Source organism: Duganella sp. HH101 (assembly GCF_001758795.1).
Taxonomy (GTDB): domain Bacteria; phylum Pseudomonadota; class Gammaproteobacteria; order Burkholderiales; family Burkholderiaceae_D; genus Rugamonas; species Rugamonas rivuli.
The window spans coordinates 1-15,150 of sequence record NZ_LRON01000033.1 but is presented as its reverse complement, the minus strand read 5'-3'; the positions used below and the strand labels follow the sequence as shown (position 1 = coordinate 15,150).

At 66.2% G+C, this 15,150-nt stretch carries 11 protein-coding genes; 6 read left to right on the top strand and 5 right to left on the bottom strand.

Annotated elements, in window-relative coordinates; all coding sequences use genetic code 11:
- Positions 1–33: 33 nt before the first annotated feature.
- Positions 34–396: a DUF2946 domain-containing protein gene (locus DUGA2_RS30125; protein ID WP_070273016.1), complete on the bottom strand. Its 363-nt coding sequence runs from the start codon at positions 394–396 to the stop codon at positions 34–36.
- A 50-nt stretch (positions 397–446) separates the two neighbouring features.
- Positions 447–2,471: a methyl-accepting chemotaxis protein gene (locus tag DUGA2_RS30120; RefSeq protein ID WP_070273015.1), complete on the bottom strand. Its 2,025-nt coding sequence runs from the start codon at positions 2,469–2,471 to the stop codon at positions 447–449.
- Between the two features lie 447 nt (positions 2,472–2,918).
- On the opposite strand from DUGA2_RS30120, the gene DUGA2_RS30115 reads away from it, so the two are divergent.
- The 6 genes from DUGA2_RS30115 (at position 2,919) to DUGA2_RS30090 (ending at position 12,729) form a co-directional block, all read left to right on the top strand.
- Complete coding sequence (locus DUGA2_RS30115) at positions 2,919–5,177, top strand: carboxy terminal-processing peptidase (RefSeq protein ID WP_070273044.1); 2,259 nt, start codon at positions 2,919–2,921, stop codon at positions 5,175–5,177.
- 257 nt (positions 5,178–5,434) lie between these two features.
- Positions 5,435–7,582, top strand: coding sequence for a gluconolaconase (locus DUGA2_RS30110; RefSeq protein WP_229214805.1), 2,148 nt, complete (start codon positions 5,435–5,437; stop codon positions 7,580–7,582).
- Positions 7,583–7,900: 318 nt separating this feature from the next.
- Positions 7,901–9,721, top strand: coding sequence for a family 16 glycosylhydrolase (locus DUGA2_RS30105; RefSeq protein ID WP_071659001.1), 1,821 nt, complete (start codon positions 7,901–7,903; stop codon positions 9,719–9,721).
- A gap of 216 nt (positions 9,722–9,937) precedes the next feature.
- Positions 9,938–11,128, top strand: coding sequence for an acyl-CoA dehydrogenase family protein (locus tag DUGA2_RS30100; RefSeq protein WP_070273013.1), 1,191 nt, complete (start codon positions 9,938–9,940; stop codon positions 11,126–11,128).
- Between the two features lie 9 nt (positions 11,129–11,137).
- Positions 11,138–12,277: an acyl-CoA dehydrogenase family protein gene (locus DUGA2_RS30095; protein ID WP_070273012.1), complete on the top strand. Its 1,140-nt coding sequence runs from the start codon at positions 11,138–11,140 to the stop codon at positions 12,275–12,277.
- Positions 12,277–12,729, top strand: coding sequence for a MaoC family dehydratase (locus DUGA2_RS30090; protein ID WP_070273011.1), 453 nt, complete (start codon positions 12,277–12,279; stop codon positions 12,727–12,729). The genes DUGA2_RS30095 and DUGA2_RS30090 overlap by 1 nt, the downstream gene beginning before the upstream one ends.
- On the opposite strand, the gene DUGA2_RS30085 is transcribed toward DUGA2_RS30090, so the two are convergent.
- From DUGA2_RS30085 to DUGA2_RS30080, 3 genes are all read right to left on the bottom strand, one after another.
- Entirely contained in the window at positions 12,726–13,658 is a 933-nt protein-coding gene (locus DUGA2_RS30085) for a diguanylate cyclase domain-containing protein (protein WP_070273010.1), read from the bottom strand. The two genes, DUGA2_RS30090 and DUGA2_RS30085, sit on opposite strands and share 4 nt — an antisense overlap.
- On the bottom strand, positions 13,655–13,804 hold the full coding sequence (locus DUGA2_RS34665) for a hypothetical protein (protein ID WP_229214804.1): 150 nt from the start codon (positions 13,802–13,804) through the stop codon (positions 13,655–13,657). The genes DUGA2_RS30085 and DUGA2_RS34665 overlap by 4 nt, the downstream gene beginning before the upstream one ends.
- Positions 13,801–15,150 (bottom strand): response regulator (locus DUGA2_RS30080; protein ID WP_229214803.1); only part of this gene is annotated, 1,350 nt, incomplete at its 5' end. The genes DUGA2_RS34665 and DUGA2_RS30080, both read right to left, overlap by 4 nt.

Genomic DNA, 15,150 nt, shown 5'->3' with positions numbered 1-15,150 from the left:
TGGCGTGGCCGCTGCATGCGGGTTACGGGAACATCAAGAGTGGGCGGGCGGCCCGCGCGGCTGCGCGTCGGACCAGACGAAAGGAAGAGCGGGGGAGAAGTAATGCGGCGCGGGGTAGGCGTCGTGGCCGCGCAGTACGGCGACCAGGCCGGCCGGAGCGGGCGGTGGCGCGCAGGTGTCGGCATGGGTGGCGCAGAATACGCAGTGCTTGAGCACGTGCGGAGCGCTGTCGCCAGGTGCTTGCCTGGCCGGCGTTGCGGAGCAAATCTCCAGCACCAGCGGATCGCGCGTCAGCGCCGACATCGCGTGGCCGATCGCCGGTGCGAGCAGGTTCAGCAAAATCGCAATGCATACGATCAGGCTGTGACTGCGCCGGTGCTTGAACAATTTACCCATCCGACAATTATAGGGCAAAAGAAAATCCGGGGTCGCGCCCCGGATTGGTTTTACTTCAGCGCCAGGCGGCTGCGGGCCGGCGGCTGGGCTGCGGCGCCGTGGCCGTTGCCCAGTTTGAAGATGCGCACCACTTGCTCCAGGTCCGCCGCCTGGTCCTGCAGGGCGTGGGCGGCTGCGGCGGCTTCTTCGACCAGCGCGGCGTTTTGCTGCGTGACCTGGTCCATCTGCGCGATCGCTTCGTGCACCTGGCCGATGCCGGCGCGCTGCTCTTCGCTGGCGGTGCTGATCTCGGCCATGATGTCGGTTACGCGGCGCACGCTGACCACCACTTCCTGCATCGTCGAACCGGCCTGTGCAACCTGCTTGCTGCCAATGTCGACCTTGCTCACCGAGTCGTCGATCAGCGCCTTGATTTCCTTTGCCGCCGTGGCCGAGCGCTGCGCCAGGTTGCGCACTTCCTGCGCCACCACTGCGAAGCCGCGGCCCTGTTCGCCTGCGCGTGCCGCTTCGACAGCGGCGTTCAGCGCCAGGATGTTGGTCTGGAAGGCGATGCCGTCGATGACCGAGATGATGTCGACGATCTTGCGCGACGACTGGTTGATCGAACCCATGGTGTCGACCACCTGCGCCACCACCTCGCCCCCCTTGGCGGCGATGCCGGAGGCGGCCAGCGCCATCTGGTTGGCCTGGGCCGCGTTGTCGGCGTTCTGGCGCACGGCGCTGCTCAGCTGCTCCATCGAAGCGGCGGTCTCTTCCAGGCTGGACGCCTGCTCTTCGGTGCGCGAAGACAGGTCCAGGTTGCCGGCGGCGATTTCATTGGAGGCCGTGGCGATCTGCTCGGCGCCCGAACGCACCTGGCCGACCACGCCCGACAGGTTGTTGCTGATGCCGTTGAGGGCGCGCAGCACCAGGCCGATCTCGTCCTTGTTATGGATGTCCAGTTGCACGTCCAGCTCGCCCTTGGCGATGCGGCGGGCGGCTTCTTCGGCGCGCGCCAGCGGACGCGTGACGTTGGCGCGCACCAGCAGGAACAGGATGACGGCGAACAGCGCCAGCGACACCAGGCCCAGCGCGGCGTAGCGGTTGCGCAGCTGGCCGGCTTCGCGGGTGATCTCTTCGGTGTAGGTGCCGCCGACGATCAGCCAGTTCCAGGCCTTGAAGGTGTGGAACTCGACCATCTTTTCGCGTGGAGTGGCGTCGGCGTTGTCGGCCCAGGCATAGGCCATCGAGCCTTCCTTGGCCTCCAGCATTTCCTTGACGAACAGGCGGTCGTCGCTGCTCTTGCTGTCGATCAGGTTCTCGCCTTCCTTGGCCGGATGGACCAGCGCCGTGCCCAAGGTCTTGCCCGGCGCCGCGTTGACCACGTAGATGTAGCCGGTGTCGCCGATCTTGATGGCCTTGATCTTTTCCTTCAGCATGGCCATGTTCTTGGAGATGTCCAGGCCGATGAACAGCACGCCGATGACGCGGCCGCCGGCGTCCTTGATCGGGTCGTACTGGGTGATGTACTGCTTGCCGAACAGCGTGGCCAGGCCGATGTAGCTGGCGCCGGCGCGCAGCGGCGCGTAGCTCGGGTGGGCGTGGTCGAGCTGGGTGCCGACCGCGCGCTCGCCGTTTTCCTTCTTCAGCGAGGTGCTCACGCGCACGAACTCGTCGCCGTTGGCGGCGAAGATGGTGGCGACCACGCCGGTGTCTGCGGTGAACTTGTCGGGAATGGCGAAGTCCAGGTTCAGCGTCTTGCCGTCGTGCTTGAGCGAAGGCGTCGGCTTGCCGCCGATGTCGACCGTGGCGGCCGGGTCCAGCGTGAACTTGCCGTCGCCGAAGCCGGCCGCGAACAGGCGCGCAAAGCTCGACGCTTCATTGGTCATGGCGGTGTTGAACACTTCCACCGTGTTGCTGATGCCGTTCAGCGTGTGGGCGACGTTGGCCTTGGCGCGCTCCTTGAGCATGGCCGAGGTGCTGAGGTTGATCAGGGTGAGCAGCATGGCCAGGATGATGGCGATCAGGCCGAACGTGAACACGGTAATCTTGGTGCCGACGCCCCAGTTGCGGGGATTCATAGTAAAGGTTTGCATTGTTTTTTTTAGTCAAGGTACTGCGGATTGAGGGCGCTCTGGTTCGAGCATGCTCCGGGGGAGCGACTGCGTGAGGCGTGCTGCTTGATAGACAAGGCGCCTCGCGAGTCGAGGCGTACGGGCTCTGCCGGAGTGATGCGTGGCGGGGCCGTCAAAACATAAGACCGGTATAGTACCACATTTTTGCCGTACTGCAACATAAATGTGCATGCCGCCAAGCAGTTTTGTTTTAGAAAACAATGACTTGAACAAAAAGTTGGCGGTAAAGCAGGTCGCCGTGCCAGGCGCTCCGGCGTTCAGTTAGTTTCATTTCAGCCACCCTTAAGCTTGGCCGGTGACACTGCAAACTCGCAGAGCCGTGTAGCAGCGCTATCCTGTAGAATGGAAACGCAGGCCCAGGCGCTGCGCATGACGATCAATGAATTCACTACGTTTCGGAGTAAGCCGATGAAGAAGCAAATGCTGTTGGTAGCCGTATTAGCGGCACTGTCAGTGCAGGCCGGCGCGGCCGTGCCGGAAAAAGCGGCGGCGGAGACCGTACTCAAACCCCAGCCGGGCCAAGCCCAGGCGGCCGTATGGGCCTCGCGGGTGCTGACCAAACTGCATTACAAATCCACGCCGCTGGACGATGCGATGTCGGAAAAGATTTTCGACCGCTATTTCAAGTCGCTGGATTCTGAAAAACTGTTCTTCACCCAGGCCGACATCGACCAGTACGGCATCGTGCGCACCCGCCTGGACGACGCCATCAACGGCGAAAACCTCAGCGTGCCGTTCGCCATCTACAACCAATACCAGCAGCGCTTCAACGAGCGCATCGCCTACGCCCGCGAACTGCTCAAGACCAAGCCCGACTTCAGCCTCGAAGAGAGCTACCAGTACGACCGCGAAAAGGCCGACTGGGTCAAGAGCGACGCCGAGCTGAAGGAGCTGTGGCGCAAGCGCGTCAAGAACGACTGGCTGCGCCTGAAGCTGGCCGGCAAGGACGACAAGGGCATCCGCGAGACGCTCGACAAGCGCTACGAGAACTACATCAGCCGCTCGCGCAAGCTGACCAATGAGGACGTGTTCCAGATCTTCATGAACGCCTACGCGATGTCGATCGAGCCGCACACCAACTACCTGGGCCCGCGCGCTTCGGAAAACTTCGACATCGCCATGCGCCTGTCGCTTGAAGGCATAGGCTGCGTGCTGCAGACCCGCGACGAATACACGGTGGTGCGCGAAGTGGTGCCGGGCAGCCCTGCCGGACTGTCGGGCAAGATCAAGGTCGGCGACAAGATCCTCGGCGTGGCCAAGGACGACAACTCGCCGATGACCGAGGTGCTGGGCTGGCGCATCGACGACGTGGTCGCGCTGATCCGCGGCCCGAAAGACTCCACCGTGCGCCTGGACATCCAGCCGGTCGACGCCGGCGTCGACGGCAAGCACACGCTGGTGTCGCTGGTGCGCAAGAAAATCAGCATGGAAGAGCAGTCGGCCAAGAAATCCATCCTGGAAGTGAAGGATGGCGCTGCCAAGCGCCGCATCGGCGTGATCTCGCTGCCGACCTTCTACATGGACTTCGAAGCCAGCCGCAAGGGCGACAAGGACTACAAGAGCGCCACCCGCGACGTGGCACGCCTGCTGGGCGAGCTGAAGAAGGAAAAAGTCGACAACGTGCTGATCGACCTGCGCAACAACGGCGGCGGTTCGCTGTCGGAAGCGGTGGCGCTGACCGGCCTGTTCATCGACAAGGGGCCGGTGGTGCAGCAGCGTAACAGCGACAACAAGATCGAAATCGAGAGCGACAACAACGCCGGCATGGCCTGGGACGGTCCGCTGGGCGTGCTGATCAATCGCGGTTCGGCCTCGGCCTCCGAGATCTTCGCCGCCGCCATCCAGGACTACGGCCGAGGCATCATCATCGGCGAGCCGAGCTTCGGCAAAGGCACGGTGCAGACCATCTTCGGCCTGGACCGCTTCGCCCAGAGCGACAAGGTCCACTACGGCGAGCTGAAGATGACGATCGCCCAGTTCTTCCGCATCAACGGCGGCACCACGCAGCTGCGCGGCGTCACGCCGGACATCAAGCTGCCGACCATGGGCGATTCCGACACCTTCGGCGAATCGAGCTACGACAATGCCTTGCCGTGGACCTCGATCAAGCCGGCGCCCTACATCCCGACCGGCGACCTGAAGGACATCCTGCCGCTGCTGGACAAGAAGCACGAGGCCCGCGTGGCCAAGGACAAGGACTTCCAGTACCTGGCCGAGGACATAGCGCTGGTCAAGAAGCAGCGCAAGGACAACCTGATCTCGCTCAACGAGACCGCGCGCCGCAAGGAACGCGACACCCAGGAAGCGCGCGCCAAGCTGCGCGAAGCGCGTTTGCTGTCGACCACGCCGGGCGCGGACGATCCCATCCTGGTGCCCGATCCGAAAGATGCGCTGAACAAGGCGATCTCGGCCAAGGGGGCCAACGGCAAGCCGGCGCCGTCGCCGAAAGTGGCGGCAGTCAAGGGCGCGCTGCGCACCGACGACGGCCTGCAGGGCGACGAACGCTCGCTGACCGCCGAGCTGGACGCGGAAAAAGCCGCCAAGGCCGCCAAGGACGTGCTGCTGAACGAAGCGGTGCACATCCTGGCCGACGAGGTCAGCCTGCTCAAGACCGACACCCGCATGGCGTCGCGCGTGCTGCCGTACGCGGTGGAAACGGGCAAGTAAGCCGCCGTGCTCCATAAAAACCCCGCGCTGGCCGCGGGGTTTTTTACGAGTTATTCATCGTGGATATTTCTGGTATTGCCAATATAAATTGGATATATATTCTGCGATGCAGCATCATTCACCTGTCTCCTCTATCTCCTCCAAGGAAATAGATTTAGCCCGCTCCTGTAGCGGGCTTTTTTTTGCCTGTTTTTTTGCTTGCCTACAGAAGATCGGTTAAGATATTTTCTTTAGATCAACTTTTAGGCTTGCACAACGTGACTCCTACCCAATTCAAGTTAATCGCTGCGGCACTGGCGTTCGGCGGCGCGTTGGGCGGGGGCGGAGCGGCCTATATCCTGACCCATTCGGGCGGCGACGCCAGCACCGGCGTGGCGCTGCCGGCGGCGGCCAAAGGCACGCAGCCGCACTGGAGCGCGCGCGTCACTGCCATCGCCGGTGACGGCATGCCGGGTGCGAACAACGGCCGCGGCCGCACCACGCGCTTCGCCGATCCGTTCGGCGTCGTCGTCGACGGCGCCGGCAACCTGTACGTGGCCGACGGGGGCGACAACAACAGCATCCGCAAGATCGCGCCGGACGGCAGCACCACCACGCTGGCCGGCGGGGTCGAGGGCTATGCGGAAGGGGCGGGCAAGGCGGCCGCCTTCAACACCCCGTCCGGCCTGGCGATCGACGCCGCCGGCAATCTGTACGTGGCCGACACCGGCAACAACGCCATCCGCAAGGTGACTCCCGAGGGCGTGGCCAGCACGCTGGCCGGCGACGGCCTGCCGGGCGACAAGGACGGCCGCGGCGCGGCAGCCCAGTTCAACGGCCCGGTCGGCATCGCGGTGGACGCGGCCGGCGTGGTCTATGTCTCCGACACCTACAACGACCGCATCCGCCGCATCGCGCCCAACGGCGACGTCACCACCATCGCCGGCGGCAGCCGCGCCGGCAAGGCCGACGGCGCCGCCGCGCAAGCGCTGTTCGATACGCCCACCGGCCTGGCGCTCAGCGCCGCCGGCGACCTGTACATCGCCGACACCGGCAACCACGCTATCCGCAAGCTGGGCAAGGACGGCAAGGTCGGCACGGTCGCGCAGGCCGATGACGACGACCGCGCCGCACTGCTGCGCGCGCCGGTCGGGCTGGCGCTGACGCCGGACGGCTATCTGTACGCGAGCAGCAATGCCCACGGCCGGCTGGCGCAGATCAGCCCGGCCGGCGACGTGCTGACCTTGGACGATGCCGACCATCCGCCGCAAGCCGGCTACGGCTCCGACGGCAGCGTGCGTTTCTACGCGCCGCGCGGCCTCGCGCTGGCCAGGGACGGCTCGCTGTTCGTCACCGACGCCGCCACCTTCCGCCTGCACCACGTGGCGCTGGCGCTGGCCGGCCAGGCGGCCGCGCCGGAGCTGCCGCTGCCGCCTGCGCCGTCGCACAGCGCCACCATGCTGTGGCCGATCAAGCCGCAGGACAAGGCGCATGAAGTGGTCGGCCTGATGGGGGAGGTGCGCGGCAATTTCGACGGCGAGAGCCGCGACCATTTCCATTCCGGCCTCGACGTCCAGGCGGCCATCGGCACGCCGGTGCTGGCCGTCACCGCCGGCAAGGTCGCCGATCCGCGCGCCAGCTGGAGCTATGGCGAGCTGTCGGAAGGCTTGTCGCTGGACGGCCTGCAGTACATCCACATGCGCGTCGGCCGTGGCGCCAACGACAAGCCGCTCGACCCGCGCTTCCAGTTGCTGAAGGACGAGAAGGGCGCTCCGGCCGCCGTGCGCGTCAAGCGCGGCACCCGCTTCGTGGTCGGCGAAACGCTGGGCACGGTCAACCGCATGGCCCATGTGCACCTGGACTACAAGCCGAACGGCGACGCCCTCAATCCGCTGACGCTGCCGTTCGTCGACCTGGAGGACACCATCGCGCCGCAGATCCAGTCCGTCGCGCTGACCGACAGCAGCGGCAAGCCGCTCAAGGAAAAGGTCGACGGCCGCCTGCTGGTGCCGCGCGCCCTGGGCGAAGTGCAGATCGTCGTCGACGCCTTCGACCAGATGAACGGCAACCAGGCCCGCCGCCGCCTGGGCTTGTACAAGCTGGGCTACCAGTTGCTCAATGCCGACGGCGAAGTGATCCCCGGCATGGAACAGCCGCTGATCACGCAGCTGTACGACCGCCTGCCGCGCAACCGCGAGGCGGTCAAGCTGGCGTACTCGGGCAGCAGCGGCATCACCGTGCATGGCGCCGCCGAGACGCGCTTCTCCTACGCCATCAACAACACGCTGATCCACGGCAAGCTGACGCCGGGCGCGTGGAAGGTCGGCGCCCTCGGCCCCGGCCAGTACACCCTGCGCATCACCGCCGAAGACTACGCCGGCAACGCCGCCAGCAAGGGCCGCGATCTGCTGATCACCGTCGACTGAGCGGGGTAAACCCGCGCACGTTTGCGCGTCTGCGTTGACAAAAAATATTAATCAGAATATATTTTGGACATGGAATTGGAATCGTTTCCAATTTTAATCAGCCACAGAGTCCGGGCGTCGACCCGGCCGGCACGGAGACTGCAAGTACCAGAGAAACGCCTCGTAGCGATGGCGCCCCTGCGCCCGTTTTTTTCCTGCGCCGCGCCGCGTTCCATCTCCCTGTCCGCAAGCGGAATAGCCGGTGTTGCCGGCGAAGGTGCGGGCCGGACGGCCGTCCGGTTCGAATTGTGGAAGCATGGATACGAGGAGTCATACATTGTGAAAAAACAGAAATTCGTCCTGTCCGCCGTCGCCGCCGGCATCCTGATGGCTTACGGCACGCAAGTGTCGGCCAGCGTCACCAGTCCCGTCATCGGGCCGCTGCTGTGGTCCGATGAATTCAACGGCACGACGCTCAACACTGCGGTGTGGACGGCGGTGGACGGCAACGGTTGCCAGATCAACCTGTGCGGCTACGGCAACCAGGAGCTCGAGTACTACAGCCCCAACAATCTCTCCATCGTCAACGTGCCGTTCGAGCCGAACACGCGGGCGCTGGCGATCAAGGCGCAGAACCAGACGGTGGGCAGCAACGTCTTCACCTCCGGCAAAATCGGCTCCTTCGGCAAGGTGCAGCTGCAGTACGGCATGGTCGAGATCCGCATGTCGACGCCGCCGCTGGGCACGGGCTTGTGGCCGGCCGCGTGGATGCTGGGCGTCAGCCCGCAGAGCTGGCCGCGCAACGGCGAGATCGACATCCTTGAGATGGGCCACAAGGCCAGCAGCCGCGCGGCGGCCGGCAGTCCGACCCCTGCCATCGATAATTTTGCCGGCTCCAACGTCATCACCTGGCAGCAGGCCGCCTGCGTGCCGGGCAACGAGAGCTGCGCCGCCTCGACCGCGTGGCAGACCAAGAACTGGTACACGCCGACGCAGTCGCTGGCGAACCGCTTCGTCATCTACCGCCTGTACTGGACCGATACGCAGATGCGCTTCACGGTGGTGGACAACGGTGTCGAGCGCGATATGTACACCAATCCGCTGCCGGTCAATTCGACTTCCTTGCAGGCGCCGTTCTACCTGCTGTTCAACCTGGCCGTGGGCGGCAACTTCACCGACGCAGCCACGCCGGCGCAGGTGACGGCGCCGCTGCCGGGCACCATGTATGTCGACTATGTGCGCGTGTACCAGCTGGACGGCAAGGGCACGGTCAAGCTGGGCAGCCAGAGCACGCCGGAGGTGGGCAAGTTCGGCGTCTTCACCGATAACACCGTGGTCAACAACAAGCTGGTGGCGGGCAGCACCTCCGACATCTTCGTGTGGAACAACGCCTCCGTCACGCAGGGCAATCTGCCGCCGTATGAGGGCGGCAATGTGATGGCGTGGAGCTTCAACACGCCGGGGCAGTGGTTCGGCGGCAGCGTGGAGTCGCGCCAGGCGCGGGACATGAGCAACTTCCGCAACGGCACGATGAAGCTGAAGATCAAGATCCCGGCCAACGTGGCGTTCACGGTGGGTGTGCAGGACACCTACACCAACCAGAACGCGGTGAAGTTCCCGGCCAATGCGACGACCTACGGCCTGGTGCGCAACGGCGACTGGGGCACGGCGACGATACCGGTGGCCGACCTGGCCGGCAGCAAGATCGCCTTGCAGTCGATGCTGGACCTGTTCCAGATCGCCAGCGACGGCGCCGCGCTGCCGGGTTCGGCGTTCCAGATGGCGATCGACGACATCGTCTGGGATACCGGCGTGCCGACGCCAACCCCGACGCCAACGCCCACGCCGACACCCACCCCGACTCCGACACCCACGCCGACGCCGACGCCGACGCCTACGCCAACTCCGACCCCGGCCGTGCAGCAAACCAGCGCGACGATGTTGAAGTTCTCGCTGGCATCGAGCAGCTGGGCGGACGTGCACTACACCGTCAACGGCGGCGGCCAGCTGAACGTGCGGATGACGCAGAACGCCGGCGTCAACAGCTACACCGCGAGCGGCCTGAAGATCGGCGACGTGGTGAACTACAGCTTCACCTACTGGGACACCGCGCATAACTACGCCGTCGACACCGCGCAGCAAAGCTACACGATGAAATAACAACCCGGGGTCAAGTCTGACATTTGGACACGAGCACAACCGTAACGGTTCGCTAGGGTTGAGTTCGTGTCCGAATGTCAGACTTGACCCCACGGATTTTGCAAACAGCGCCATTCTGTCGCCCTTTAAAAATGCCACAATACTTGGCAGGATATCGGGTACAATTATTTGAACGATCGTGCTTTTTTAGCGGGGTCATAAGAATATGGAGACAGCATGGATTTGAACTACTCGGCGGCGGATCTGGCGTTTCGCGATGCGGTGCGCGCTTTCCTCGACGCCAACCTGCCCAGCGACCTGCAAAAGAAAGTCCGCAACCATCTGCGCCTGAACCGCCAGGATTACGTGCGCTGGCACCAGATCGTTGCCCGCCAGGGCTGGGCCGCGCCGGCCTGGCCGGTCGAACACGGCGGCCCGGGCTGGACCGCCACCCAGCGCCACATCTGGGAAGAAGAGTGCGCCCGCGCCGGCACGCCGCCCATCCTGCCATTCGGCGTCAACATGGTGGCGCCGGTTATCATGGCCTTCGGCAACGAGGCGCAGAAGGCCCACTATCTGCCGCGCATCCTCAGCTGCGAAGACTGGTGGTGCCAGGGTTACTCCGAACCCGGCTCCGGCTCCGACCTGGCCTCGCTCAAGACCACCGCCGAACGCGACGGCGACCACTACCTCGTCAACGGCCAGAAGACCTGGACCACGCTGGCCCAGCACGCCGACATGATCTTCTGCCTGGTGCGCACCGACACCACCGTGCGCAAGCAGGAGGGCATTTCCTTCCTGCTGATCGACATGAAGACGCCCGGCATCACGATCCGCCCCATCATCATGCTCGACGAGGATCACGAGGTGAACGAGGTCTTCTTCGACAACGTCAAGGTGCCGGTGCAGAACCTGATCGGCCAGGAAAACAAGGGCTGGACCTACGCCAAATACCTGCTCGGCCACGAGCGCACCGGCATCGCCGCCGTCGGCCGCTCCAAGCGCGAGCTGCTGTTCCTGAAGAAGATCGCCTCCGAACACTACAAGCACGGCAAGCCGCTGCTGCAGGATCCGGTCTACGCCGCCAAGGTGGCCAGCCTGGAAATCGAACTGATGGCGCTGGAAACCACGGTGCTGCGCGTGATCACCCGCGAGTCGCACGCGCCGGGCCCGGAAGCGTCGCTGCTGAAGGTGCGCGGTTCGGAAATCCAGCAACTGCTCACCGAGCTGATGGTCGAGGCCCTGGGCCCGGACGCGCTGCCCTTCGACACCGACTACCTCGAAGGCAAGGCCGACCACGCCGTCACCGGCGACGACGCCGCCGCGCCGCTGGCCGGCTACTACTTCAATTTCCGCAAGACGTCGATCTACGGCGGTTCGAACGAGATTCAGAAAAACATCATCACCCAGATGATCCTGGGACTGTAAGGGGCAGCGATGGATTTTAATTTGAAAGAAGAGCAGCAGCAGTTCGCCGACGCCCTGCGCCGCTGGGTCGACAAGGACTACGGCTTCGACGTGCGCCACCGCATCGTGCATTCGCAGAGCGGCGTCTCGGACCTGGCCTGGAGCACGCTGGTCGAGCTGGGCATGACGGCGCTGCCGGTGCCGGAACAGCAGGGCGGCTTTGACGGCAGCGCGGTCGACCTGTGGGTGGTGATGCAGGAAATCGGCCGCGGCCTGGTGGTCGAGCCTTACTTCGCCACGGTCTGGGGCGCGCAATTCCTCAAGCTGGCCGGCAACCAGCACCATCTGCTGGAGGAAGTCGCCAGCGGCGAACTGAAACTGGCGTGCGCGCTGGGCGAAAAGCACTCGCGCCATGAGCTGTCCGACATCAAGACCATCGCCAGCATCAACGGCGAAGGCTACCGCATCGACGGCACCAAGACCGTGGTGGTCCACGGCGCCCAGGCCGGCGCGCTGATCGTCTCGGCCCGCAGCGCCGGCGCCCAGCGCGACACCAACGGCATCAGCCTGTTCGTGGTGCCGGCCGATACGCCGGGCGTGAGCGTGCGCGACTACCGCACCATCGACGGCCAGCGCGCCGCCACCGTGCAGTTCAGCCATGTGGCGGTGCCGGCGTCGGCGCTGCTGGGCAAGCTGGGCGGCGGCTGGGAGATGCTCGACGAGGCGGCCGACTACGGCGCCAGCCTGCTGTGCGCGGAGGCGGTCGGCGCGATGGATGCGCTGTTCGCCGCCACGCTGGACTACCTGAAGACGCGCAAGCAGTTCGGCACGCCGATCGGCGGCTTCCAGGCGCTGCAGCACCGCATGGCCGACATGTACATCCATCTGGAACAGGCGCGCTCGATGGCGATGCTGGCGGCCGCCCGCATGTCCTGCGGCGACGCCGAGGAGCGCCGGCGCGTGGTGTCGGCGGCCAAGGTGCGGGTCGGCCAGGCGTCGAAGTTCCTGGGCCAGCAGGCGGTGCAGCTGCACGGCGGCATGGGCGTCACCGACGAGTTGCTGGCCGCCCACCACTTCAAGCGGCTGGCGATGATCGAGCTGACCCTGGGCGATGTCGACCACCACCTGGAGCGCTTCATCGCCCAGCGCGGCTTCCAGCAGCATTCCTGATGCGCAGCTTCGCCAACCTGGCGGCCATGAAGGCCGAGATCGGCAACGAGGTGGCGGTGTCGGACTGGGTGGAGATCACCCAGCAGCGCATCGCCCTGTTCGCCGACGCCACCAGCGACCACCAGTGGATACACACCGACCCCGAACGGGCGGCGCGCGAATCGCCCTACGGCGCGACGGTGGCGCACGGCTTCCTGACGCTGGCGCTGCTGCCGGCCTTGCTGGTCAACGCGCTGCACATGGCGGACATGACGATGGGCCTGAACTACGGCCTGAACAAGGTGCGCTTTCCGGCCCCGGTGCCGGCCGGCAGCCGGGTGCGGGCGCGGCTGACCATCGCCGCCATCGACGATATCGCCGGCGGCGCGCAAATCCTGTGGGCGGTGGTGGTCGAGCGCGAGGGCGGCGACAAGCCGGTCTGCGTCGCCGAGTTCCTGATGCGGCGCGACTAAGGCTGGGACGCCAAGGCCGTGCAGTGGCGGTTGCGGCCACCCTGCTTGGCCAGGTAGAGCTGCTTGTCGGCCAGCCGTATCAGGGCGTTGGCGTCGGTGGCGTCGAACGGCGGCAGCACCGTGCACACGCCCAGGCTGACCGTCACGTGCGGCGCCGTCGTCGAGGCCGCATGCGGCACCGCCAGCCTGCCCACCTCGTCGAGGATGCGGCGCGCCACCACCTCGGCGCCGTCGGCCGCTTCCTGCGGCAGCAGCAGGATGAACTCCTCGCCGCCGTAGCGCGCCAGCATGTCCTGCGGCCGCGAGGCGCAGCGCGCCATGGCCGCGCTCACCTGTTGCAGGCACAGGTCGCCCGCCTGGTGGCCGTAGTGGTCGTTGTACAGCTTGAAGTGGTCGATGTCGATCATGATCACCGACAGCGGCAGGCCGGCGCGCGCGCAGCGGCGCCATTCGGCGTCCAGCGTGTCGTTGAAGCTGCGGCGGTTGGCCACGCCGGTCAGGCCGTCGGTCATGCTCAGTTCGCGCATGGCGTCGGCCTGGCGCTTGATGGTCAGCTGGCTGCGCACGCGGGCGCGCACCACCGCGACATTGAAGGGCTTGCTGATGAAGTCGACCGCGCCCGCTTCCAGCGCGCGGGTTTCGTCTTCCGGCTGGCTCAGCGCGGTGACGAAGATCACCGGGATGTCCTGCAGCCGCGGCGACGCCTGCAGCGCCGCGCACACCGCGTAGCCGTCCATGCCGGGCATGACGGCGTCCAGCAGGATCAGGTCGGGCTGCTGCTCCAGCGCCAGGTCCAGCGCCTTCTCGCCGTCCAGCGCGAACAGCACTTCATGCTCGTCGCGCAGCGCGTGGTGCAGGATCTGGATGTTTTCCATGGCGTCGTCGACCACGAGTATCCGTCCATTCCTGGCCAGGTCGGTCCAACTCATGCACTTTCCTTTCGCTGCAACATGTCTTCCACCATTTTTTGCGCCGCCTTGAAGTTCAGCGTTTCGACCGCCTCCGCCAGCGCCCGGACCGGTTCCGCCGCCGCCAGCGCGGGCCGCAGCTGCTGGAAGTGCTCCAAGGCTTTCAAGTTGTTATTCTGAAGCAAACTTTGTAACTCCGCCAGCTTTTGCGGCAAGTCGTGCGCGACATTGTTGCTAACGGGAATATCCGAGGCCGGCGCCGGGGCCGCGGCCGACAGCTGGCGGGCGCCGGCCGCCACGCGCTGCAGCGGCGCTCCAGCGGGTCCAGCGCGGCTTGCAGCTGGGCCATGTCGGGATCCTGGCGCAGCACCGCCTCGGCGGCGGCGGTCAGGCTGGCGACCTCGCCGGCGCCCAGGTTGGCGGCCACGCCGCGCAGCCGGTGCAGGCTTTGCGCGGCCTGCTGGCGCTGGCCGTCCGCCAGCAGCGCCCTGACCTCGGTCACGGTGCCGCCCTGCGATTGTTCGAAACGCTTGAGCAAGGCCAGCAGCGCCTCGCGGTTGCCGCCCAGCCGGGCCAGCGCGGCGTCGAGGTCGATGCCGGGCAGGGACGGCAGGGCGGCCAGGTCCGGCAGCCCGGCCGTGGCCGCAGCGGCTGCGCCGGCCTGCGGCGCGGCGGCGCGCGCACCGCTGCCCGCCAGCCGTGTCAGCACGCCGAGCATTTCCTCGACGTCGATGGGTTTGGCCACGTGCGCATCCATGCCGGCCTCGCCGGCGCGGCGGCGGTCGTCGTCCATCACGTTGGCGGTCATGGCGACGATGGGCAGCCGCGCCAGCGCGCCGCCGAGGGCGCGGATGGCCCGCGTGGCGTCGTAGCCGTTCAGCACCGGCATCTGCACATCCATCAGCACCACGTCGCAGCGCAGCGGATCGGCCCGCAGCAGGTCGACCGCCAGCTGGCCGTTGGCCACCGTATCGACCTTGGCGCCGGCGTGCAGCAGGATGTACTGCGCCACTTCCTGGTTGATTTTATTGTCCTCGACCAGCAGGATGCGCATGCCGTCCAGCCGTCCATGCAGCGGCGTATGCGGGTGGTGCGGCGCCATGCCGGCATCGCCGCCGGCGCCGGAGGCCAGCGCGGCGACCCGCTCCCGCAGCCGTGCCGGGCTGACCGGCTTGGACAGGACGCCGGCCACGCCCAGCCGGCCCGACAGCAGGGCCTGGGCCGCCGCCGCGTGTTCGGCCACCATCATCAGCACCGGCGGCAGCGGCAGCGCCAGGTCGGACTGGATATAGCCCAGCATGGCGGCGCCGTCCATGTCCGGCATGTCGCGGTCCAGCAGCAGCAAGTCGTAGGGGCGCTCCAGGCGCCGGCTGTCCTGCAGCAGCGCCACCGCCGTGACGGCGTCGGCGGCGGCGACGGCGACCCAGCCCAGGTGGCCGCAGGCGGCCTGCAGGGCGTCGCGCACGGCGGCGCTGTCGTCGACGACCAGCACCCGCAGGCCGGCGGCGGCGGC

Bases quoted from the DNA above. Each gene is read 5' to 3' on its own strand.
- DUGA2_RS30125 (WP_070273016.1), bottom strand. From the start codon at position 396: ATGGGTAAATTGTTCAAGCACCGGCGCAGTCACAGCCTGATCGTATGC.
- DUGA2_RS30120 (WP_070273015.1), bottom strand. From the start codon at position 2,471: ATGCAAACCTTTACTATGAATCCCCGCAACTGGGGCGTCGGCACCAAG.
- DUGA2_RS30115 (WP_070273044.1), top strand. From the start codon at position 2,919: ATGAAGAAGCAAATGCTGTTGGTAGCCGTATTAGCGGCACTGTCAGTG.
- DUGA2_RS30100 (WP_070273013.1), top strand. From the start codon at position 9,938: ATGGATTTGAACTACTCGGCGGCGGATCTGGCGTTTCGCGATGCGGTG.
- DUGA2_RS30095 (WP_070273012.1), top strand. From the start codon at position 11,138: ATGGATTTTAATTTGAAAGAAGAGCAGCAGCAGTTCGCCGACGCCCTG.
- DUGA2_RS30090 (WP_070273011.1), top strand. From the start codon at position 12,277: ATGCGCAGCTTCGCCAACCTGGCGGCCATGAAGGCCGAGATCGGCAAC.
- DUGA2_RS30085 (WP_070273010.1), bottom strand. From the start codon at position 13,658: ATGAGTTGGACCGACCTGGCCAGGAATGGACGGATACTCGTGGTCGAC.